Here is a 20,807-nt window from a genome sequence, read left to right as displayed (position 1 = left end):
CTATTTGGCGGTCATTGTCTGGATTTTTTTTGAGCCTTTTTTCTATCGCTTTTTGTTAGTCTTGGGCTTCGGCACTGATATACCAGCCTAAACCACGGATGTTTTTAATCCGTTTTTGACCAATTTTTTTGCGCAGTCCATAGATTAAAAATTCAATGGCATTGCTCTCTATCCCAGCTTCCCAATTGTAGATAGAATTTTCCAATTCACTTTTTGAAAACACTTTATCGGGCGCGGTCATAAAAGTGGTGAGCAGCATGTATTCTTTGGCGGTAATATCGATTTCTATGCCGTCACGTTTAAGGCGTTTGGCATTGATATCGAGGGTTAAGTCGCCGACTTGTAGGGTGTTTTGGCTATTGCCTTGTGAGCGGCGCACCAATACACGCATACGAGCCAGTAACTCACTCATCGCAAACGGCTTAGTCATATAGTCATCTGCCCCAGCGTCCAGCCCTTTCACGCGGTCTTTGATTTGGTCTCGGGCGGTCAGCACCAGTACAGGCGTATCGATTTTGGCACTGCGAAGCGTCTCTAACACGCTCATTCCGTCAATTTCTGGCAAGCCCAAATCCAGCAAAATCACGTCATACGATTCGACTTTGAGGGTCAAAATCGCTTCTCGCCCATCTTTTGCCCAGTCTACCGCATACGCTTCTTCTTCTAGACTATCAATCAGACTGTCCGCAATGAAGACGTCATCTTCGACGAGTAATACTCTCATTGGGTTACCTTTATACACGAATACTGTTCAATAAATAGACTATAACACAAAAAACCGCCATTCTAAGAATGACGGTGTTGCTCATAAGCAAGGTTGCCATTTAGCACTCAATTATGGCTGAGTAGGCGCACGACGTTTGAAGTCGTTAAATGATTTGACATCGCTCACGGCACCTGTTTGGGCATCAACTTTGACATGATAGACTTCTTTACCTTTTACCACCTCAATCTGATAGCTTGGGGTTCTAGGTGATTGATTTTGGGCAGGGTTTGGTGCAGGCGGCATGCCTGTATTGCCCGTTTGTGGGTCTCTGTTAAAGCGGCGGTGACTGTCACGAGGACCATGACCCATTTTACCCCCTTTATCTCCACCCAAATGGGCGCCAATGGCTTCACCACCCACTTGGCTCGCTGCCAATTGCATGGCGCGCTCTAGGCTGATATTGATGGCAGGGGGCGCAGGTGGTTGATTGTTGGGGTTGCCCATGTTGTTGGGGCTATTAGGGTTATTGGGGGTATTGGGTTGTGGCGGACGCGCTGGGCGTGATGGCCGTGATGGCATAGTTGCTTGGCTCACTTGACCATTAGACGCATTGACGATATAGAGTTGTGGTTGACCATTCGCACTAAGGGTCATGACTCGGTAGCCGACAATGTTGTCATCGGCGTTGTTGCCGCTACGGGCAGGATTTGGGTTGGGTCGGTTGCTATTGTCATGATAGTGTACACCAACAATGCGTGTGTTCGCGGCTTGTTTTTGTACCAAGGCGACTGCTTGAGAGGCACTGATGCTGGCATTGGCGGCTGCTTGGGCGTTGGCTTGCATGGCTTGTAAGTGTTGCTCAAAGTTCTTGGCATTGGCTGGATGGCGTTTTTGCATGTTTTGCGCTTGTGGTGCCGCTGAGGTACTAGCACAGGCGGTGAGAGTCGCACCTGTAATGACGCTAAGCAAGGCTACACTAAGCCCAGTGGCTAAAAATGAGGGGTTAAATTTTGCTAAGTTCATAGGTTTTCCTGCGGTTGTTAATATAGTTGTTGATAACCCTTGATTGGATAGTACTATCATACAAAAATTAAGACAGCAGAAACTTAGCGATAACGCAGAATCAAGCTAGGTAGGTTATAGCAATACAATCAAAAAATTTGCTTTGCATAAACGCCGGCAACAATGTTCAAAAATGTTTTTATCAATTTTTTTGCCTGTCAAATCAAACCTGACCCCTACAGGTTAAATAAAAACATCAGGCTCAGGTAATTGCACAATATTAATTGGTTGGTCAGTTTGCCAAAGATGGTGGGTGACAATGATTAAAATGCCTTGCTGCTGATGCTGTACCAGCATTTGCCACAGTGCTTCACGGCTTTTTTTATCAAGTCCCGCAAACGGCTCATCAAGCAGCAAGATTTTCTTCGGGGCGAGTAATAGCCGTGCCAAGGCAATGCGTCTGGCTTGTCCACCGGAAATGGCTTGCCCGTATTCCCCTAGCGGCGTCTGTAATTGTAACGGCTGACTGCGCGCCCAGTCTTTGAGTCCAACCTTACCGAGCACTTGCCAAAGCTGTTCATCACTGGCATCGGCGTTGCCCAATCTTAAATTGGTCGCCAAAGTCTGGTCAAAAATATCAATCTGTTGCCCCAGATAACCTGTGAGCGCGGGCGTATTGTGCAGGGCTAGCCAATCCATCCCATTGAGCTCGATGCTGCCTTGTTGCGGTGCTAGTTCATGGGCTAGCACTTGTAACAGTGTTGATTTTCCCGCGCCCGAGCGCCCAGTAATCAATACAGGGATGCCTTGGGTGGCAGTCAAGCTGATAGCTTTGAAACCGACAATCGCCTGCGGCATTTTGGCAGCGAGCTGATGGATGGTGAGTGTGAGTGGCGCATTTAGGCGCGCAACATCGATGGGTAAAGAGGCTAAATCATGGTTTAAATGATGAGTTAAATCAGGCGTTAAATGATGGCTAGGTTGTAGCGAGGGATTGAGTAATTCATTGAGTTGGTGTTTTGCTGCCAAACTATTGCCAAGGGCTAGCGAATGGGTGACTAACGGTGTTAGCAAGTCAGTCATGCCCATGATACCGAGGGATAGCGCAAGCAACATCGGCACACTGATGACAAGGGGCGTGTGATAAAAACCCACTAACAAGCCGACCAAAACCGCTGCCATCAGCCACTGCATGATTAGCATGACCAACGACTGGGCGCGTTGGATGCGCTTTTGCTGATGCGTATGCTGAGTGTCGAAGCTGTTAAAAGCAGTCAATTCGGATTGCCAGCGCTGCCAAATCAATAAATGGGTAAGCGCCGATAGCGGATTGAGCAAACTGACACGCCTAGACTCTGCCAATGCCTGATGAGCGCGGGCGTGCTTGATACTGCGCCATGTCAGCAAGGCAGGTAGCATCAAACCTGCGATTAAAAATATGGCAATCAGCATGGGGTTAACCTCATACTGATAAAGTAAGGTGGCTACTAGCAAGCTAGCGGTTGTCGCGACTAGCCAAGGCGATACCACGCGCAGTGGCAACTCATTGAGCACCTCAATATCATGGGTTAAACGGTGCATGGCATGGGTAGATTGTAGGGTACTTGATAAATTTGCCAGTGGCAGGCGTGCAAACTGGTTAAAAAACCGCACTCGCAGCCGCTGCAACAAACCAAACACTGCATGGTGGGACACCATCATTTCACCATAGCGTCCTGCGGTACGTACCATCGCCATCACACGGATAATCGCTGCCGGTACCAGATAATTAAAACTGTGTGAGCCCAGCGCCACCATCCCCGCCATTGCTGCCGCAGAAATAAACCACCCTGACGTCATCAATAGCCCAATCACCGATAACGCAGTCATTATGCCTAACAAGGCAGCAATGAGCCATTTATCTAGCTGCGTGCTAAACAGCTGGGTTAAACGAAAGGTTTGATGACTGTTTGCTTTTTTTTGCCGGTGAGTTTTGACAAGGTTATTTTGACTAATAAGCCTATTTTCACTATTGTTTTCACTATTAGGAGCTGTCATACCGTTACGCCTTCGCCAAAGTAGATGCAATATCAAGGCTTATTTGCCGATCCAGCCAAGGCAGGTTTGTGGCATCGTGCGTCACCCATAACACGGTTTTACCCCTCGTCACTTGTTGTAATAACCCATTAATCTCGGCTGCGGTATCACTATCTAAATGCTCAGTGGGTTCATCGAGTAGCCAAAGGTGCGCGTCTTGCAAGAGTAACTGGGCTATTGCCAGTCGTCGCTGCTGCCCCCCCGACAAGCCGCTACCACGTTCACCCAACTGAGTATCTAGCTGACTTGGCAGTGCTTTTATCAAAGGTTTTAACCCCACTTGTGCAAGAATTTGCCATAATTTGTCATCACTGGCGGTTGGGTTTGGCAGGCGTAAATTATCGGCGATACTCATCGGCAGTAGCATGGTTTGCTGCGACAAATAGGCGATTTGGTGGCGAAATTGCGTGGAATTGATGGTGTTAAAATTTTGGTTATCAATAAAAATATCGCCTTGATAGGCACAAAAACCCAAAAAAATTTGCAATAGGGTAGATTTGCCGCTGCCACTTTGACCGACAATCGCTAACCGTTCCCCTGCGGCAATAGCGAAACTTAACGGCGCGAGCCGTGTGCGCTGCTGATGATTGACCCAAATATTATGAGCGTCAATGGCAGGGGGTGCAGTTAATATAAAGGGATTAGCTTTTGTTTTTTCCGCTGACGCAAACGCTAACAACGGTGATAACTCAGCAATGGCGCCTTCCGCTTGCGCTTTGACATGATAATCCGCGCCCAACTGACGTAGCGGGGCATAAAATTCGGGTGCCAACAGCAGTAAAAATAGCGCCGACTGGTAAGGCACAGGCACCGTGTTTTTTTGCCAAGGTAAAATACCGATTAAACCAAAACCCAAATACACGGCAAGTAGCGCAATCGACAGCGCGGCTAACAGTTCTAGCGCGGCGGTGTTTAAAAACGCAATTTTGAGTACCGACATGGTGCGCATACGGTAGGCCTCGGCTGAGGCGTCGATGTCTTGACTGGCGTGCCCGACAGCATCCAGCCGTTGCAGTGTCGCTGTGCCACGTAACCAATCCAAAAATCGCCCGCTCAGCTGTGCCATCGCGGCAAATTGTTGCCGACTTTTACGAGCGGTGGCATGACCAATTAATACCATAAATACAGGAACTAGGGGTGCGGTCAGCAGTAAAATCAGCGTCGCCATCCAGCTTTGGGTCGCAGCGGCGACTAATAGCATGATAGGCGTGCTCACCACAATCAGTCGCTGCAGATAAAAACGGCTGACATAGCCCGTTAAGGCGTCACATTGCTCAATCACCATACTGGCAAGCCCGCCATCACTGCCATACTGGTCGCGCGCTGCACCTACTTGCGCCAGTTTTCCAACTAGCGTTTTTCGCAGGATGCTGGCTACTTGTAACCCCGCCTCTAAAGTCAGCTGGTCTTTGCAAAAATGCAGTAAAGGACGTAGCAATAGACACCCTATGAGCCACGGCAGATAATCAAAAAATACGTCAGTGGCAGGGCGGTGATGGGTAATTTGTGTTAACCAATTTGCAAAGATGACCGCAATCAGCCAAGACTGCACGATCAGTACCAGCGTGGACACAACTGACAGTCCCCATGCCATATAAATCGGTCGCTTTGCCATAGCGGCATAGTGACGAAGGGTTTGGTTGACAGCAGACGTTTCAGACATGGTTGGTTAACAGTAACGATAAAATCAATGGACACATCATAGCGTATCAAGCGCAGGTTAGGTATGACAAATCATGCTCATCCAGGCAATGAGACAAAAAAGTGTAAACACCGTGCCCACCAATGAGGGTTGATAAAACCTTGATAAAGGCATATAACAAGCCATATAAGACACAATTAAATAAGTAAAGCGCTGCACGATCCCGCTACTTTAAACGACTACCCTCAAGAGACCCATAAACTATCACTCATTCGACTATCCCCATCTTTGACAGGGTATGAGAAAATGGTAGCAGCAAGGCAATACTCATCATAGTATTTTGTAGTCAGGTGCGACATTATGCCGCATGACAAATAATTTATAGATTTATATAATGTTTGTAAATAAAAACATTACCCTTTTTTTAAGCACGCATGAGGGTAATTGACATCTGAATTGGTTGTCAAACCAAGGAGTCAACATGATAACAGAACATCTCGTCGATATTTCCCGTCTGCAATTTGCAGTCACGGCGTTATATCATTTTTTATTTGTACCACTCACACTGGGCATGGTGTGGCTGCTGGTCATCATGGAATCCATGTACGTGATGACAGGCAAAGAAGTGTGGAAAGACATGACGCGTTTTTGGGGCAAACTGTTTGGCATCAACTTTGCCTTGGGTGTCACCACCGGCATCACCATGGAATTCCAGTTTGGTACCAACTGGGCGTACTACTCACAATATGTCGGCGATGTTTTTGGGGCGCCGCTTGCCATTGAAGGCTTGATGGCGTTTTTTTTAGAATCCACCATGGTCGGACTGTTTTTCTTTGGTTGGGATAGACTGTCACGCGGACAGCATTTGCTGGTGACTATGTTGATGGCACTGGGTACCAATCTATCCGCGTTGTGGATTTTGATTGCCAATGGGTGGATGCAAAATCCGGTAGGCGCAGAGTTTAGTTACCAAACCATGCGCATGGAAATGACCGATTTTGCGGCCGTATTATTTAACCCTGAGGCGCAGAACAAATTCGTACATACCGTCTCTGCCGGGTATACGGTGGGGGCGACCTTTGTGCTTGCCATCTCAGCGTGGTATTTGCTCAAAAAACGCGATGTCGAATTTGCCAAACGCAGCTTTCAAGTCGCGGCGGCATTTGGTTTTGCGTCGATTTGTAGCACCATTGTGCTGGGTGATGAGTCGGGTTATTCCATTGGCTTGGCACAGCAAACCAAAATGGCGGCGATAGAGGCGATGTGGGAAACCGAGCCTGCGCCTGCCAGTTTTAATTTGATTGCCGATATCAACCAAGCCGAGCAAAAAAACAACTGGGCTGTGCAAATTCCGTATGTGATGGGCTTGATTGGGACGCGCTCACTAGATACCCCGATTTTGGGCATCCATGACATCAAAATCATCAATGAAAAACGCATCGTCAATGGTCAAAAAGCGGTGGTACTACTGGATCAATTACGCAGTGCACCCCCAGGTGCAACCCCAAATCCTGTGACAGTGGCGGAATTTGAAAAGGTAAAAAAAGACTTGGGCTTTGGGTTATTGCTCAAACGCTATTCGCCTGATGTCAGTAAAGCCACGCCGGCAATGATTAAACAGGCCACTGATGCCACCATTCCACCTATTGTCCCGATGTTCTGGTCATTTCGTGCCATGGTAGGTTTGGGCTTTTTATTGTTGGCATTGTTTACGATTAGTCTTTGGTCAAGTGTCAAAGATAACTTTATCCAAAAACCTTGGCTGTTACGTTGGGCATTATTGATGCTGCCTGCACCTTGGCTTGCTGCTGAATTTGGTTGGTTTGTTGCCGAGTATGGGCGTCAACCTTGGACGATTTATGGCATGTTGCCAACGTACTTTTCAACTTCCAACATTAGCGTGGCAAATGTGTATGCCTCGCTGGCGGGATTTGTTGGTTTTTATACGGTGCTGCTGATGATTGAAATGTACTTGATGGTGAAATATGCCCGTAAAGGACCCGCAAGTCTAGGCACGGGCAAATACTACGGCGAAGATACTCACAAGGTTCATGTGAGTCATTCATTAAATTTGCCCCATGATACAGCCGAGGTGAATCATGTTGTTTGATTATGAAACACTCAAAATTATTTGGTGGTTATTGGTCGGTGCGCTGCTCATTGGTTTTGCTATCATGGATGGGCATGATATGGGCGTGTGTTCGTTACTGCCTTTTGTCGGCAAAGATGATGAAGAGCGCCGGGTGATTATCAATACCATAGGTCCGCACTGGGAGGGTAACCAAGTATGGTTTATCACGGCAGGTGGCGCGATTTTTGCGGCATGGCCGATGGTGTACGCCACTGCCTTTAGCGGTTTTTATTGGGCGTTGATGGCAGTATTGTGGGCGTTATTTTTCCGCCCGGTGGGGTTTAAATATCGCAGTATGATACACAATCCAACTTGGCGCAAAGCGTGGGACTGGGGGTTGTTTGTCGGTTCATTTATCCCGGCTGTGGTGTTTGGCGTGGCATTTGGTAATTTGTTTTTAGGCGTGCCCTTTAGTTTTAACAACCATTTGGTATCGACTTATACAGGCTCATTTTGGGCATTGCTTAATCCATTTGCCCTACTGTGTGGATTAATCAGTGCGTCTATGTTGATTATGCAAGGTGGGGCGTATTTGGCGCATCGAACCCTTGATGAGGTACAAAATCGTACCCTTAACTACGCTGCTATCAGTAGTCTGGTGATGGCGGTGTTGTTTGTGCTAGCAGGGGTATGGATACAATCGATTGACGGCTATCATATCACCAGCCACATTGACCCCCAAGCCTTGCCAAATGTGCTCAATAAAGAGGTGACGCGTCAAGCAGGCGCATGGATGGCAAATTATCATCAATATCCGCTGGCATGGGCATTCCCTGCACTTGGTGTCATCATGCCGATTGTCACGGCAATATTGTTAAAAGCACGTAAAACCTTGACTGCATTTATCGCCTCCAGTATTGCTGTGCTTAGTGTGATTATGACCGCAGGGGTGGCGCTGTTTCCGTTTGTCATGCCATCCTCTAGCGACCCACGGTCAAGCTTGACGGTTTGGGACAGTGTATCGAGTCATCTTACCTTGATGATTATGTTGATTGTCGTGGTGGTGTTATTACCGATGATTGTAGGCTACACCAGCTGGGCATATAACGTGATGCGCGGTAAAGTGACCAAGGCTTATGTTCGAGAGCAAGAGCATTCACTTTACTGACCCAAATCAAGGCAATTCAATAGGAGAACACAATGTGGTATTTTGCGTGGATATTAGGATTGGGGTTTGCGGTATTATTGGCGATTTTAAACGCGCTGTGGCTTGAAAATGCCGATGCGCGTAATAAAGCCTTTAATCCAAAAGCAAAGGGCGATAATCCCACCAATGATGGTACGGTGACAGAAGGCAGTCCCACTGAAGATATCCATAAAACAGGCAACACTTCAGATAACGAGTCCTTATAGCCATCAACCTCAACCATTAGCGCTTTAAGTTACCACGGCTTAAAGCGCTTTTTTATGCGTTGTCAAAACCCTCTATTTTTTAATCATTTTCTTATTTGGTACACATTTTGCATTCCCTGTCTTGGCAAAACTGATTAATACTTGAGCGATAATTTTTTATCGAGGGCATAAGGGTAAAAGCTTCATGAGAAAGTTAAACAATACAGTTCAACGGCATACCAGTAAACGGTTTAATAAAGCCTATAAATGGCTATTATCCGTGATGGTTTTTTATCAGCATTCCTCGGTGTACGCTGCGACGCCCACCAATGAGCAGCTTTATGACTACCAAAACGTGATGTGGGTGGTCATTGGCGGTTTGCTGGTGTTCTTTATGCAGGCGGGCTTTGCGCTTATTGAATCAGGCTCAGTGCGCAGTAAAAATACCGTGAATGTGTTGATGAAAAACTACACCGACATGGCGATTGGCGGATTAATTTTTTATATCTTGGGCTATGGTTTGATGGCAGGCAACAACCCCACAGGTTACGTAGGTCAAAGCGAGTTTTTGCCAGAGCAGCTTAGCAATATGCAATGGGCACATTTGTTTTTTCAGATGATGTTTGCTTCCACCGCCGCCACCATTGCCAGTGGTGCGATGGCGGAGCGCATTAAATTTTCAGGGTATCTGATTGGTACGTTGATGACTTGCGGACTGATTTATCCAGTCGCAGCAAGTTGGGCATGGGGTGGTTATTATGGCGGTCAAGGCTGGCTTGCCCAGCTTGGATTTATTGATTTTGCAGGCTCTTCGGTGGTGCACTCTGTCGGTGGGTGGCTAGCGCTCGCGGGTATTATCGTCCTTGGACCGCGTATTGGTCGCTTTGCCCCTGATGGCACGCCGCGTTTGATTGCCGGTCATAATCTCACGCTTGTCACATTGGGCGGCTTTATCCTATGGTTAGCGTGGTTTGGATTTAACGCAGGTTCCACACTGACCAGCTCAGGCAACTTGGGCAAAATTATGCTAAATACCCACCTAGCAGGGGTGAGTGCGGTGACGGCTTATCTGCTGATTTCAGGAGTGATGCGTAAGGCGATTTTATTAAGTGATACGGTCAATATCAGCCTTGCAGGGTTGGTCGCCATTACCGCAGGCTGTGCGACCATGTCGCCTGTGTTTGCGATTGTTACCGGTGTGGGTGCATGTTTGGCATATTTGGCGGTGAAGCGGTTGTTGGATAATGTTCAAATGGATGATGCGGTGTATGCCGTTGCCGTGCATGTGGGCGGCGGTGTGTGGGGTACGCTGGCAGCAGGGCTGTTTTATGAAGGTGATTTATTCGACACCCATCGTATCATCGTACAGCTGATGGGCATCGGGGCAATGTTTATCTGGTCGTTTGGACTGGGTATGGTGGTGTACTTTGTGATAGAAAAAACCATCGGTCTTCGTGTACTTGCACAGCATGAGCAACGCGGGCTCGACTTTACCGAACATGCCGAAGTGGCTTACCCTGAATTCCAAGATAGCTTATTTAGTCAGCAAACGCTAACTGAGCGGCACTAGTTTTAAATTTTGAGGGACCTGTATGCTCTGTCGTCACAGGTACCCGACCCACCACAGTGATTTGCGTCAATTGTAATTTTATTAACTTTAAATATTTGGCACCGTCATGAACAAAGAAGCTACTATCAAATCTGCGTTAACACCGTTTTTAAAAGATGCTGATATACGTAAAGCCATGGACATCTTTCATAAAGATTATGCCGATATTACGCCTTACCAAATCCAGCGTTTTGTCCATGAAATTACGCAAGACAACGAAACCAAAGAATATCGCTCAAATATCCGTCGAAGTTTGATGAAAGCGCTGAGTGATTATCAAATGGGTGCAGCCAACCCCCAACCGATGACCCATGATATCCCTGATTTGGGGCAAAATAGTCCAGTAATTCACCCATCACCCAGTCAAATAGCTATCTCTAACCAACAACCTGACCCAATATCTAGCCAAATAGCCGCCTTTGAGTTACTGATTGATAGTTTTACGGCGCAATTTTCACCATTATTGGGCAGCCAAATTTTAGACAGTGTCAAGCAGACGATTCATCAGCATGATCATTCATCAAAATCCCGTGGTTTTGGGCTATTAGGTCGCAAGGCAGAAACCCATCAGGCTTTAACCTTAACCATGATTCACTTTTTTGATCAGTTTTTTGGTGGCGATAAACAAAGTGCGTTGACAATGTCGTTGAACGATGCGGATACAGCAGGATTTAGAACTATCTTATCGTTATTTTATCAGCAAGCGTGTCAATGGGCGGGGCCTACTGATGCAGATATTGCTTTGGCGCAGGCAAACAAGATTACCAAAGCCAAGTTTGACGTATCTTTGGTTGAAAAATTTATGTAGAATGCCACTTGTATAAAATAATACGGATTGACAGTATCATAGTACAATTTTTATGCAGACCTAAAGATGCTAAATGGCAAGTTCCCAGTCCATTTTATTTCCAAGTCCATTTTAGAGCGTTTAGCACTGTGCTTGATGCTGTATTCTAGCTTAATTTTATGAGCCCAATTCTAGGTGTCATAAGATTAAGCTTTTTTTAACCGATGAAAATTTATTGCAACTGGCTTCCCTCACAAATTTTCGGAAAATGTCATGAATCATCAAATTCAGTATTATGTGTACGCCAGTAAAATAAATTTGACCCAAATTTTTGACCACAATTTATTCACTGATATTCGTGAGCAAGCCCAGTCCAACAATCAAAAACATCATATTACGGGGTTTTTATTGTTTAAGGATGGCAAATTTTTGCAGTATATTGAAGGTCAAAAAGCGCTCTGCGAGCAATTATTTGACAGGATAAAGCAAGACCGACGACATAAAGAGATAGTGGTGTTAGACCAGGGACAGCTAGAAAAACGCTATTATCAGCAATGGTTGATGAATTGTTATAACATGGATGAAAAAACGCAAACCCTTGAACTGCTTAATCTTCCAGATATGGTGTACGACTTTGATATTTATCATTGGAACCAAGCTCACGTACATGAAGTGATGTCACTAATGGCAAAAAACCATTTGCTTGGCATGACGCCCCAAACAGGCAGTTTTTTCTCGGTGGTTTATCGCCGCTTTATGGGACAGAACAAAAAATATTTAATCATTCAACTGCTGATATTAGGTATGTTTTTCATCAGTTTATTGTTTTTAAAAAGCAACCATTAAAATTAACCATTGATTAACGCGATAGGGTATAAACCGACAGTGACGATTACCAAATACCCAATAAAGACGGCGGAAAAATTGAGTTTAAAACCGCGTCGTTACCTTGCGCAACGTTTGATGGTTAGCCTTTTTTACTTCAGATTGGCAAAAATTTACAGCTCAATTAGCAACATAAATATCACCAACCATGGAACCGTGATGACGGTAAGCATGAAAAAAAGGTGTTTTTTGACATGGTGTTTGATGATGGCGCCGATATAGCTTCCGGCTTTGACTTGGTAGGGCGCAATATCAGCATCATCGCGCTCATAGAATGCGACCATATCATTGAGTAATTGCTCGACCTGTTCGGTCTGCCATTGGTAGGTTTCAAACTTTGCTAACAGCTCGCTAATCACTGGGGTTGTATGGGATATGCCCGGTGTCACACATAGCATATCGCATTGCTTAAAGCGTTTAGCGGGGGTCGTACCTTGATGAATAAGATGAATTTTATGGTGGCGTTTATCATGGGTGATAGCGAGGTACAAATTCGCTATATACATTTCACTACCTTCCATAAAATGCAGAAAGCGACCATCTTTGAATAGGATAAAACCCATGATGCCTGTTTTTTGATTATTATCTCTGGCACTTTGATAAATCTGGGTAAATGTGCTGGGCTTTAAAGCGGCTGACCAAGTAAGCGAACTGGTATAAGTCAGGTAGTAAGTAGGGGGAGACATCATCGTAGAACTCCTCAGCCATACTCTTTATATGTTACTTTGAGTGTAGCATAATAATTTTTTAATGTTATTATTAATTTAGCATTTTTATTAAAACTAAAGTATAACCTTTAATTCATACAAAAATAAATTGAAGTTTATAAATTTTTTTAGGGTGAAAAATTTAATTATTTTTATGATGCTGTGTTTGCATATCTGTGATTAGCTCGTTCACTTCCGATGACTGCCAATCGGTGGGGTTAAACGCTTGAAATAGTCGGCTAATGGATAAATTATTCACATCCTTATCAATGTCAATACAGTACATATCCCATTTTTTGAACCGCGGCTGTTCTCGATAATCCTCGGTAATTATTTTTAAATTTTTATGGCGATAATCTTTAAGTAAATCTTGGTACAGGTGAGTGACCAATGCCATATCCCCTTCCAAATATTGAAAAAAATGCCCATGTTTGAATAGCAAAAATCCCGTGATGTGTTGGGTATGATTGTTTTGCCTAGAAATCCCCTCGATAGTTTTGAAAGTAAACGGATTAATCGCGCCTAGTAGGGTGATTGTACTGGTGTAAGTTAAATAATAACTAGCATTACACATAACGATATCCAACATAGGGTTACCGCTGTTACCAATTCACTACAGCAGGCATTTGATTAACGCTTATAAGCGATTATACTTAACAAAAAGCCATTCTGTTACATAAATATTTAATAATTTCAAATTTAACGTCCTGACTTAAAAACATCCTGACTTAAAAACGTAATTGCTTAAAAAAGCAAAAACCTTAAAAAAGAGAAACCTATGCCAAATTCATCTAGCCACGCTACAAAACACCCGTCATCCGCCACCGTCCGCTTGAATAAATACAAACTTGGGGCTGCTGCGGTTATAGCCATTGTGGGGTTAAGTTTGACAGGTTGTCATGCCATGGCGACAAAAAACGCACCCATCGCCGCAAAAGCTGATAGCACTAGCACGGTATCAAATGGTATTAAAACCATCAAAAACATTGCCTATGGCACAGATGCTCGCCAACAACTCGATATTTATACCCCTGCAGACGGTCAGCGTCACCCTGTGTTGATATTTGTATACGGGGGCAGCTGGCAACATGGCAAACGCCAAACCTATGGCTTTGTCGGTAAGCAGTTTGCCAAGTCGGGCTACACCACAGTGGTGGTGGATTATCGCTTAGCCCCTGCAAACGTATTCCCAGATTATGTGCTCGATACAGCCAGCGCCATGGGGTGGGTGTATCGCAATATCACCCAATATGGGGGCAATCCTAATCAGCTGTTTGTCATGGGGCATTCTGCAGGGGCGTTTAATGTGGTATCTGCGGTGGATGATAGCCGCTTTTGGACAACCACCGGCATTCCCAACAAGGCAATATTAGGCGTGATTGGACTAGCAGGTCCGTATGATTATGATTTTCGTAGCGGCACTACTAAAGTTGCCTTTCCAGCCAATAGCACCCGCCAGCAAGTGATGCCTGTGTATCATATCCGCCAAAATGTACCCCCGCATTTGTTGGTCACAGGCAGTAAAGATATGATTGTGTACCCACAAAATGCTGATAGCCTACAAAAAGCGCTGACCCAAGCAGGCGGCAACGTGGAACGGGTGCAAGTTCCTGCCACTCATGCAGGCATCGTCATTGGACTGGCGACACCGTTACAATCGTTTTATCCCACCTTTAACAAGGTCAATGATTTTATGCAGCGGCATTTGCCAACAGCGCAGTGAGAAAAATTTCCAACAAAAATTTTCAAGACAAAATTTAAAGTGGCGGCAAATTTTAGCGACTAACGCAATCTAAGGCATACCGCTGCTAAGACAGTAGCCTCAAATGCGATGAAAGAATCACAACCGAGTTGATGTAACCGACTCGGTTTGTATTTTTATCCAATTTTTTATCCAATGTTTACTGCAATTTTTACTGCCTAGACAGCTGCTGCAACATAATGACGCTATTGCAGGTAGCTGCTATGCGCTTATAATAAACGGCATTGACCTGCTTATCATAAAAAAGTTTTCAATATCCTCATAACAACATAACGAACAGGACATCCTGATGCTACCACTTAAAGACTCCTCATTACTGCAAACCAAATCCCTCATTGACAACCAATGGGTAGATGCAACGGATCGTACTACCATTGATGTCACCAATCCATTTGACAACCAAGTGATTGCCACCATACCTAGCCTAGAAAAATCCCAAGTCATCGACGCTGTTGCCATCGCCCACAAAGCACAAACAGACTGGGCACAAAAAACCGCCAACGAGCGCGCAGCTATTTTAAACAACTGGGCGGATTTAATCGACCAAAATAAAGAAGATTTGGCGACCATCATGACAGCCGAACAAGGCAAACCACTGACCGAATCACGCGGTGAAATCGGCTATGCCAATAGCTTTATCCGTTGGTTTGCCGAAGAAGGCAAGCGCATCTATGGCGACATCATCCCTAGCACCAACAAAGACCTACGCTACGTGGTGTTAAAACAACCCATTGGCGTATGTGCGGCGATTACCCCTTGGAATTTTCCCGCCGCCATGATTACCCGCAAAGTTGCCCCTGCCTTAGCCGCTGGCTGTAGCATAATTGTCAAACCTGCCACTGAAACACCCTTGACCGCATTAGCACTGGGCGAACTTGCCATACGTGCAGGCTTACCTGCAGGCTTGCTACAAATCGTCACCGGTAAATCTTCAGTGATTGGTGAAGTGCTCACCCAAGATGAACGTATCCATAAATTGTCATTTACTGGCTCTACGGAAGTTGGTCGCGTGCTGATGTCACAATGCGCCTCCACGGTCAAAAAACTCTCAATGGAACTTGGTGGCAATGCGCCCTTTATCGTCTTTGATGATGCCGACTTAGAAAAAGCGGCAAGTGGGCTCATTGCATCCAAATACCGTAATGCCGGACAAACCTGCGTGTGTGCCAATCGCGTGTATGTGCAATCAAGCATCAAGGATAAATTTTTAGCCATCTTTAAACAAAAAGTCGAAGCACTAAAAGTCGGTAATGGTATGACAGAGGGCGTGAATATCGGTCCGCTCATCAACCAAGGTGCACTGGACAAAGTCGAGCAGTTACTTGCAGATGCGGTGAACAAAGGCGCGACCGTGGTAACCGGTGGAAAGAAACACAGCGCGTCAGATTTAAGCTTTGAACCAACTGTTATCACGGGAATTACCGATGACATGGACATCGCCAGCCAAGAGATTTTTGGTCCGATTGCGCCCGTGTTTGTGTTTGATAGCGATGATGAAGTGATTGCCCATGCCAACAACACGATTTATGGACTAGCGGCGTATTTTTACACCCAAAGCGTTGCGCGTTCGTGGAAAGTGTGTGAGGGGCTTGAATACGGCATGGTCGCCCAAAACACAGGTCTGTTATCCACGGAGGTCGCACCATTTGGGGGTGTGAAGCAATCAGGCTTTGGGCGTGAAGGCTCAAAGTATGGGATTGAAGACTATGTGACTACCAAATATTGGTGTATTGATGTGCAATAATAGTTAAATCGTCCAAGTTCATGGCATACATTGCCATGATTGGGCGTGAGATTGAACGCGATGGTTCAGCTTATTGGTTTTTGCAATTAGCGCTTTAGAATTTTTACTCAGCGATATCAAATACTTGGCGCAGGTATGCCAAAAAGGTATCGTTATCAGTCATAGTTTTGCCCGGGCTGTCGGATATTTTGGCAACCGATTGCCCGTTACATTCAACCAGTTTAAGGACGATGTTGAGCGGTGTTTGCCCCATATCATTGGTCAAGTGAGTCCCGATACCAAACCCAAGCTGAAAACGGTCGTTAAAATGCAAGTACAGCGCCCACGCCTTCTGCAACGTCAAGCCATCGCTAAAATTTAACATTTTGGTTTTTGGGTTGATTTTGAGTTTTTGGTAGTGCGCGTAGGCTTTTTCGCCCCATGCATACGGGTCACCACTGTCATGACGCAGCCCATCAAATAGTTTGGCAAAATACAAGTCAAAATCGCGTAAAAAAGCGTCCATCCCGACTACGTCTGTCAACGCAATACCTAAGTCACCTCGATATTCTTGAACCCAAGCTTCGAGTGCCGCTTTTTGGAAATTACGCAAGCGCACATCGAGTGCCTGAAACGCTTGCAGAAATTCATGTGCCATTGTGCCAATTGGGGTGATACCGAACTGTTTGGCAAAATACACATTGCTCGTACCGCGAAATATTTCCGGCACTGTCATCAACCGCTCAATCACTTGCTCTTGCCAAGCAACACTATAACGTCGACGCGTACCAAAATCTGATAGCAAAAACGGAACGTCATAAGCCGCCATTTGGCGACGATAGTCTTGTAACAGTATGATTTTATCGTTTAGCCGTTGTTCACCGACTTGCCAAGCCGATTGCTGGTCAAGGTGACTAAAATACAGTTCATTGACAATCGCCAACACAAAGATTTCAAACATCATTGCCTGAATCATCGGACCTTCAATACGAATGTCTAACCGACCTTCGGCATCAAGGGTTGCTTTGATAAAACGCCGTTTGAGTTGAAATAATTCCAGATAATCAACAAAGTCACTTTTGATAAAGCGTAGACCACGAAGGTATTGTAGCTCATCGGCTGTAAAACGCAGTTCACAAAGCGCATCGAGTTCGCTATTGACTTCATCGAGTAGCGTTGATAGGGGATAGGTGGTGTCTTCAAGGTTGCGACAGCGAAACGCATATACGCTATGCGTCTGTGGAAACTTGTGTAGCACCACTTGTAGCATGGTAAATTTGTATAAATCCGTGTCCAACAAAGACTTAATAATCGCCATCACTCATCCTAAATTCTGTAACTATCGATGTGAGTGACTACTTTAGCATTAAATCGTTTAGATTGTACAAAATCTGACTCGGTGCTTGGCATTATGGTTGGCTGGGCGTTTCGACTTTAATTTTATTGACGGCATGGTATTCACGGTTAAAATACACCAAGCCTGTCTGGTCTTTGCCTTGTTGTATGGCTTCGATACGACAAATAAAAATCCCGTGTGTGCCGACTTCTTGGATTTGCTCGATTTGGCAATCAAAGCTCGCCAACGCATTGTCCAAAATCGGTGATTGGGTCATCAAGGTATGCCATGTGCCATGCTCAAAGCGCGCTTGCGCTTCGAGTTTTGATGCAAAAACCGCAGATAATGGTGCATGATGATCAGCCAGCACATTCACCGCCAATACCTTGTTTTGCACGAAATATTCATACGAGCGTGAGGCGGTATTCATGCATACCAGCAAGGTTGGTGGGGTATCGGTTACACTGCACACCGCCGATGCAGTAAAGCCATGACGACCCGCAGGGCCATCGGTAGTGACCACATTGACCGCAGCCGATAACATCGACATGGCATTTCTAAAATCAGTAACTTCAACCATTGTTTTTTCCAAATTACTTTTTAAATTATTAGGTTGTCCAATTGATGCGTGGCTAAATAGTCATTTCGGACGAGCTTGGCGCCTTGTGCTAAGGCAAACAGTTTGCCTTGTGCCACATGACGGGGGAGCGGCGCCATTCCGCAATTGGTACAAGGGTACAAATTTTTAGCATCCACAAACTGCAAGGCTTTATGCAGCGTTGCTGCCACTTGTTCAGGCGTTTCTATCTGATGCGTTGCCACATCAATCGCGCCCACCATCACTTTTTTGCCACGAATCAATTCGATAAGTTCCATCGGTACGCGCGAATTTTGACATTCTAGCGACACCATATCAATCGCCGATTGTTGTAGTTTGGGGAAGATGGCTTCATACTGTCGCCATTCACTGCCCAAGGTTTGTTTCCAATCGGTATTGGCTTTGATACCATAACCATAACAGATATGGACGGCAGTGTCACATTTCAACCCTTCGATAGCACGTTCGAGTGCCGCAATGCCCCAATCATTAACTTCATCAAAAAATACATTAAAGGCAGGCTCATCAAATTGAATAATATCAACCCCTGCCGCCTCGAGTTCTTTGGCTTCTTGGTTGAGTAGGGTGGCAAATTCCCAAGCCAGTTTTTCGCGGCTGCCGTAGTATTGGTCACTTAAGGTATCAATCATGGTCATGGGTCCAGGCAGCGCCCATTTGATAGGTTTGTCTGTGTGCTGACGTAAAAACTTGGCGTCCTCAGCAAATACCGATTGCGGGCGCGACACAGCACCCACCACAGTCGGCACACTGGCTTCATAGCGATTGCGAATTTTTACCGTAGCGCGATTGGCAAAATCAACCCCATCTAGATGCTCAATAAAGGTGGTGACAAAATGTTGGCGGGTTTGCTCACCATCACTCATTATATCAATGCCTGCCGCTAGTTGCTGCTGCAATGATACTAATAACGCGTCTTGTTTGCCTTGGACAAGCGCGCTGTCTGTCAGCTTCCAAGGTGACCAAAGTTGTTCAGGTTCAGCAAGCCAGCTTGGTTTAGGTAGGCTACCTGCCGTTGATGTTGGAAAAAGTGTCGTCATTGTTTTCTCTTTAATTGTTTGGTGTCAGCAAAACTGCTTAAGCGACTTATTAAGCTACTTGGGAATTTAACCAATTTTGTAATAAGGTTTGATAGGGTTTGATAAAGTGGGTTTCTGTGTATTGACCTTGTTGAATCGCCAGCTGGCTACGTTCTTCACGGTCATACTCGATTTTGGTCAGTGAATAATCTTGATGATTTAAACTGGGTTGATAACTTTGACCTGCCACGGTATTGGCGTTATAAATCTCAGGACGATAAATTTTTTGGAACGTTTCCATCGTGCTAATCGCGCTAATAAGCTCAAGGTTGGTGTAGTCGTTGAGCAAATCACCTTTAAAATAAAACGCAAAAGGCGCCACTGATTTTGGCGGCATAAAATAACGCACCGATAACCCCATTTTGCTAAAGTATTCATCCGTTAGCGAATACGCGTCTTGTACATATTCAGTGCCCAGAATCGGATGACAATTGGCAGTTTGGGTATAAGTCTTGGTGGTCGACACACTGAGACAAATCACCGGGGGTTTGTTAAATTGCTCACGATAGGCAGGCGAGTTCAGCACACAATCAAATAACTTGCCATGCAAATCCCCAAACCGCTCGGGCACGCTAAACGATGGCTGGTTTTTGTTATGCGCCAATAACCATACACTAAAGTCATAATCGCGCACATAGGAAGAAAAACTGTTCCCCACAATGCCATCGATTCGCTGCTGGGTCTGGGTGTCAAAGATAACGGTTTTTAAAATCTCAATAGCCGGAAAGCTGTCTCCCGTACCCGCTATCTCAAGATTGGCAGAGACAATCTCAAGCTCGACCTGATAGCGGTCGCCAGTCACATTGTCCCAATTTGCCAAGTCATTAAATCGATGGTTAATCATTTGCAGGGTATTGCGTAAGTTTTGCTCGCGGTGTTCCCCGCGTGCCAGATTGGCAAAGTTGGTAGTCAGCCTAGTATCTTTGGCAGGTTGGTAGTTTTCATCAAATGCAATGGTTTTGATATGACAATCAATCGGTAAAGTCATGTCTATAATCTCCGTAACAGTCGCGCAAAAAATTTTCTTTTAGCACCATACGATTACTAAAAATCGTTACTGCTAAAAGTACAAAGACAGTTATACGCTAAAATAAAGATGAATTAAAACGAATTAAAATTTAAAAATGATGAATTTTATTCATTTTAGGTTTTTTCTTGAATAAAAAACGGCTAGCAGAGTGTCTAATCGTTTTTTATTGGCAGCACTGAGATTTGGTATTAGCGATGTCAAAATTCCCTAACATAGATTTAGCGAAGCTAGTGATACTGTCTATTTTTTGAAGTTGACGAAAATTAACTTTGTTAGAAGTTTTGCACATTCAATAAAAGTTGATAGTTAAAAAATAATTTATGCAACAAAGTAATAAATTTTGTAGGTATAAAACAAGTAATTAGTCATTAGAAAGGTTAACTT

The 20,807-nt window shown here is 45.1% G+C and carries 18 protein-coding genes; 8 read left to right on the top strand and 10 right to left on the bottom strand.

The features are described from left to right. Positions 1–55: 55 nt before the first annotated feature. From RT064_RS08370 to cydD, 4 genes are all read right to left on the bottom strand, one after another. On the bottom strand, positions 56–724 hold the full coding sequence (locus RT064_RS08370) for a response regulator (RefSeq protein ID WP_036603962.1): 669 nt from the start codon (positions 722–724) through the stop codon (positions 56–58). A gap of 111 nt (positions 725–835) precedes the next feature. After that, on the bottom strand, positions 836–1,729 hold the full coding sequence (locus RT064_RS08365; RefSeq protein WP_313062808.1) for a PepSY domain-containing protein: 894 nt from the start codon (positions 1,727–1,729) through the stop codon (positions 836–838). A 222-nt stretch (positions 1,730–1,951) separates the two neighbouring features. Beyond that, positions 1,952–3,745, bottom strand: coding sequence for an amino acid ABC transporter ATP-binding/permease protein (locus RT064_RS08360; protein WP_313062807.1), 1,794 nt, complete (start codon positions 3,743–3,745; stop codon positions 1,952–1,954). 4 nt (positions 3,746–3,749) lie between these two features. Continuing rightward, positions 3,750–5,447: a thiol reductant ABC exporter subunit CydD gene (gene cydD, locus RT064_RS08355; protein WP_313062806.1), complete on the bottom strand. Its 1,698-nt coding sequence runs from the start codon at positions 5,445–5,447 to the stop codon at positions 3,750–3,752. A gap of 460 nt (positions 5,448–5,907) precedes the next feature. On the opposite strand from cydD, the gene RT064_RS08350 reads away from it, so the two are divergent. From RT064_RS08350 to RT064_RS08325, 6 genes are all read left to right on the top strand, one after another. Next, positions 5,908–7,536 (top strand): cytochrome ubiquinol oxidase subunit I, encoded by a 1,629-nt coding sequence (locus tag RT064_RS08350; RefSeq protein WP_313062805.1) that lies wholly within the window; start codon positions 5,908–5,910, stop codon positions 7,534–7,536. Further along, positions 7,529–8,665, top strand: a complete 1,137-nt coding sequence (cydB, locus tag RT064_RS08345) for a cytochrome d ubiquinol oxidase subunit II (RefSeq protein ID WP_313062821.1) — start codon at positions 7,529–7,531, stop codon at positions 8,663–8,665. The genes RT064_RS08350 and cydB overlap by 8 nt, the downstream gene beginning before the upstream one ends. Before the next feature lie 32 nt (positions 8,666–8,697). Then, positions 8,698–8,910, top strand: coding sequence for a cytochrome bd-I oxidase subunit CydX (gene cydX / locus RT064_RS11010; protein ID WP_409519551.1), 213 nt, complete (start codon positions 8,698–8,700; stop codon positions 8,908–8,910). Between the two features lie 262 nt (positions 8,911–9,172). Then, positions 9,173–10,459, top strand: a complete 1,287-nt coding sequence (locus RT064_RS08335; RefSeq protein ID WP_409519552.1) for an ammonium transporter — start codon at positions 9,173–9,175, stop codon at positions 10,457–10,459. 106 nt (positions 10,460–10,565) lie between these two features. After that, positions 10,566–11,306: a hypothetical protein gene (locus tag RT064_RS08330; protein ID WP_313062803.1), complete on the top strand. Its 741-nt coding sequence runs from the start codon at positions 10,566–10,568 to the stop codon at positions 11,304–11,306. Between the two features lie 252 nt (positions 11,307–11,558). Further along, positions 11,559–12,131, top strand: coding sequence for a BLUF domain-containing protein (locus tag RT064_RS08325; RefSeq protein ID WP_313062802.1), 573 nt, complete (start codon positions 11,559–11,561; stop codon positions 12,129–12,131). Positions 12,132–12,283: 152 nt separating this feature from the next. Here RT064_RS08325 and RT064_RS08320 read toward each other — a convergent pair whose 3' ends face one another. Next, positions 12,284–12,859, bottom strand: a complete 576-nt coding sequence (locus tag RT064_RS08320; protein ID WP_313062801.1) for a BLUF domain-containing protein — start codon at positions 12,857–12,859, stop codon at positions 12,284–12,286. Positions 12,860–13,019: 160 nt separating this feature from the next. Then, a complete protein-coding gene (locus RT064_RS08315) occupies positions 13,020–13,466 on the bottom strand; it encodes a BLUF domain-containing protein (protein WP_313062800.1) in 447 nt (148 codons plus the stop codon). Positions 13,467–13,655: 189 nt separating this feature from the next. Here RT064_RS08315 and RT064_RS08310 point away from each other — a divergent pair, with 189 nt between their 5' ends. Both RT064_RS08310 and RT064_RS08305 read left to right on the top strand, forming a co-directional pair. After that, positions 13,656–14,600 carry an alpha/beta hydrolase gene (locus tag RT064_RS08310; RefSeq protein WP_313062799.1) on the top strand — a complete coding sequence of 315 codons (945 nt, stop codon included), beginning with the start codon at positions 13,656–13,658 and terminating at the stop codon, positions 14,598–14,600. Between the two features lie 328 nt (positions 14,601–14,928). Beyond that, positions 14,929–16,383, top strand: coding sequence for an NAD-dependent succinate-semialdehyde dehydrogenase (locus RT064_RS08305; protein WP_313062798.1), 1,455 nt, complete (start codon positions 14,929–14,931; stop codon positions 16,381–16,383). 103 nt (positions 16,384–16,486) lie between these two features. Here RT064_RS08305 and pncB read toward each other — a convergent pair whose 3' ends face one another. From pncB to RT064_RS08285, 4 genes are all read right to left on the bottom strand, one after another. After that, positions 16,487–17,683, bottom strand: a complete 1,197-nt coding sequence (gene pncB / locus RT064_RS08300; protein WP_313062797.1) for a nicotinate phosphoribosyltransferase — start codon at positions 17,681–17,683, stop codon at positions 16,487–16,489. Positions 17,684–17,771: 88 nt separating this feature from the next. After that, the gene (locus RT064_RS08295; RefSeq protein ID WP_313062796.1) at positions 17,772–18,278 is read right to left on the bottom strand and encodes a flavin reductase; all 507 of its coding nucleotides are present in this window, start codon (positions 18,276–18,278) and stop codon (positions 17,772–17,774) included. A 20-nt stretch (positions 18,279–18,298) separates the two neighbouring features. Next, positions 18,299–19,354, bottom strand: a complete 1,056-nt coding sequence (locus tag RT064_RS08290; protein WP_313062795.1) for a methionine synthase — start codon at positions 19,352–19,354, stop codon at positions 18,299–18,301. Between the two features lie 49 nt (positions 19,355–19,403). Beyond that, positions 19,404–20,381, bottom strand: coding sequence for a DUF1852 domain-containing protein (locus tag RT064_RS08285; RefSeq protein WP_313062794.1), 978 nt, complete (start codon positions 20,379–20,381; stop codon positions 19,404–19,406). Positions 20,382–20,807: the final 426 nt, after the last annotated feature.

This window comes from Moraxella sp. CTOTU49097, from assembly GCF_032064105.1.
In the GTDB taxonomy this organism is placed as follows: domain Bacteria; phylum Pseudomonadota; class Gammaproteobacteria; order Pseudomonadales; family Moraxellaceae; genus Faucicola; species Faucicola osloensis_B.
The sequence above is the reverse complement of the archived record's forward strand: the minus strand, read 5'-3'. Positions and strand labels throughout refer to the sequence as shown.

Coding starts and splice junctions, on each gene's coding strand:
- RT064_RS08350 (WP_313062805.1), top strand. CDS start 5,908: ATGATAACAGAACATCTCGTCGATATTTCCCGTCTGCAATTTGCAGTC.
- RT064_RS08305 (WP_313062798.1), top strand. CDS start 14,929: ATGCTACCACTTAAAGACTCCTCATTACTGCAAACCAAATCCCTCATT.
- RT064_RS08330 (WP_313062803.1), top strand. CDS start 10,566: ATGAACAAAGAAGCTACTATCAAATCTGCGTTAACACCGTTTTTAAAA.
- RT064_RS08285 (WP_313062794.1), bottom strand. CDS start 20,381: ATGACTTTACCGATTGATTGTCATATCAAAACCATTGCATTTGATGAA.
- RT064_RS08325 (WP_313062802.1), top strand. CDS start 11,559: ATGAATCATCAAATTCAGTATTATGTGTACGCCAGTAAAATAAATTTG.
- RT064_RS08365 (WP_313062808.1), bottom strand. CDS start 1,729: ATGAACTTAGCAAAATTTAACCCCTCATTTTTAGCCACTGGGCTTAGT.
- RT064_RS08315 (WP_313062800.1), bottom strand. CDS start 13,466: ATGTTGGATATCGTTATGTGTAATGCTAGTTATTATTTAACTTACACC.
- RT064_RS08360 (WP_313062807.1), bottom strand. CDS start 3,745: ATGACAGCTCCTAATAGTGAAAACAATAGTGAAAATAGGCTTATTAGT.
- RT064_RS08290 (WP_313062795.1), bottom strand. CDS start 19,354: ATGACGACACTTTTTCCAACATCAACGGCAGGTAGCCTACCTAAACCA.
- RT064_RS08310 (WP_313062799.1), top strand. CDS start 13,656: ATGCCAAATTCATCTAGCCACGCTACAAAACACCCGTCATCCGCCACC.
- cydX (WP_409519551.1), top strand. CDS start 8,698: ATGTGGTATTTTGCGTGGATATTAGGATTGGGGTTTGCGGTATTATTG.
- RT064_RS08295 (WP_313062796.1), bottom strand. CDS start 18,278: ATGGTTGAAGTTACTGATTTTAGAAATGCCATGTCGATGTTATCGGCT.
- RT064_RS08370 (WP_036603962.1), bottom strand. CDS start 724: ATGAGAGTATTACTCGTCGAAGATGACGTCTTCATTGCGGACAGTCTG.
- RT064_RS08335 (WP_409519552.1), top strand. CDS start 9,173: ATGGTTTTTTATCAGCATTCCTCGGTGTACGCTGCGACGCCCACCAAT.
- cydD (WP_313062806.1), bottom strand. CDS start 5,447: ATGTCTGAAACGTCTGCTGTCAACCAAACCCTTCGTCACTATGCCGCT.
- RT064_RS08320 (WP_313062801.1), bottom strand. CDS start 12,859: ATGATGTCTCCCCCTACTTACTACCTGACTTATACCAGTTCGCTTACT.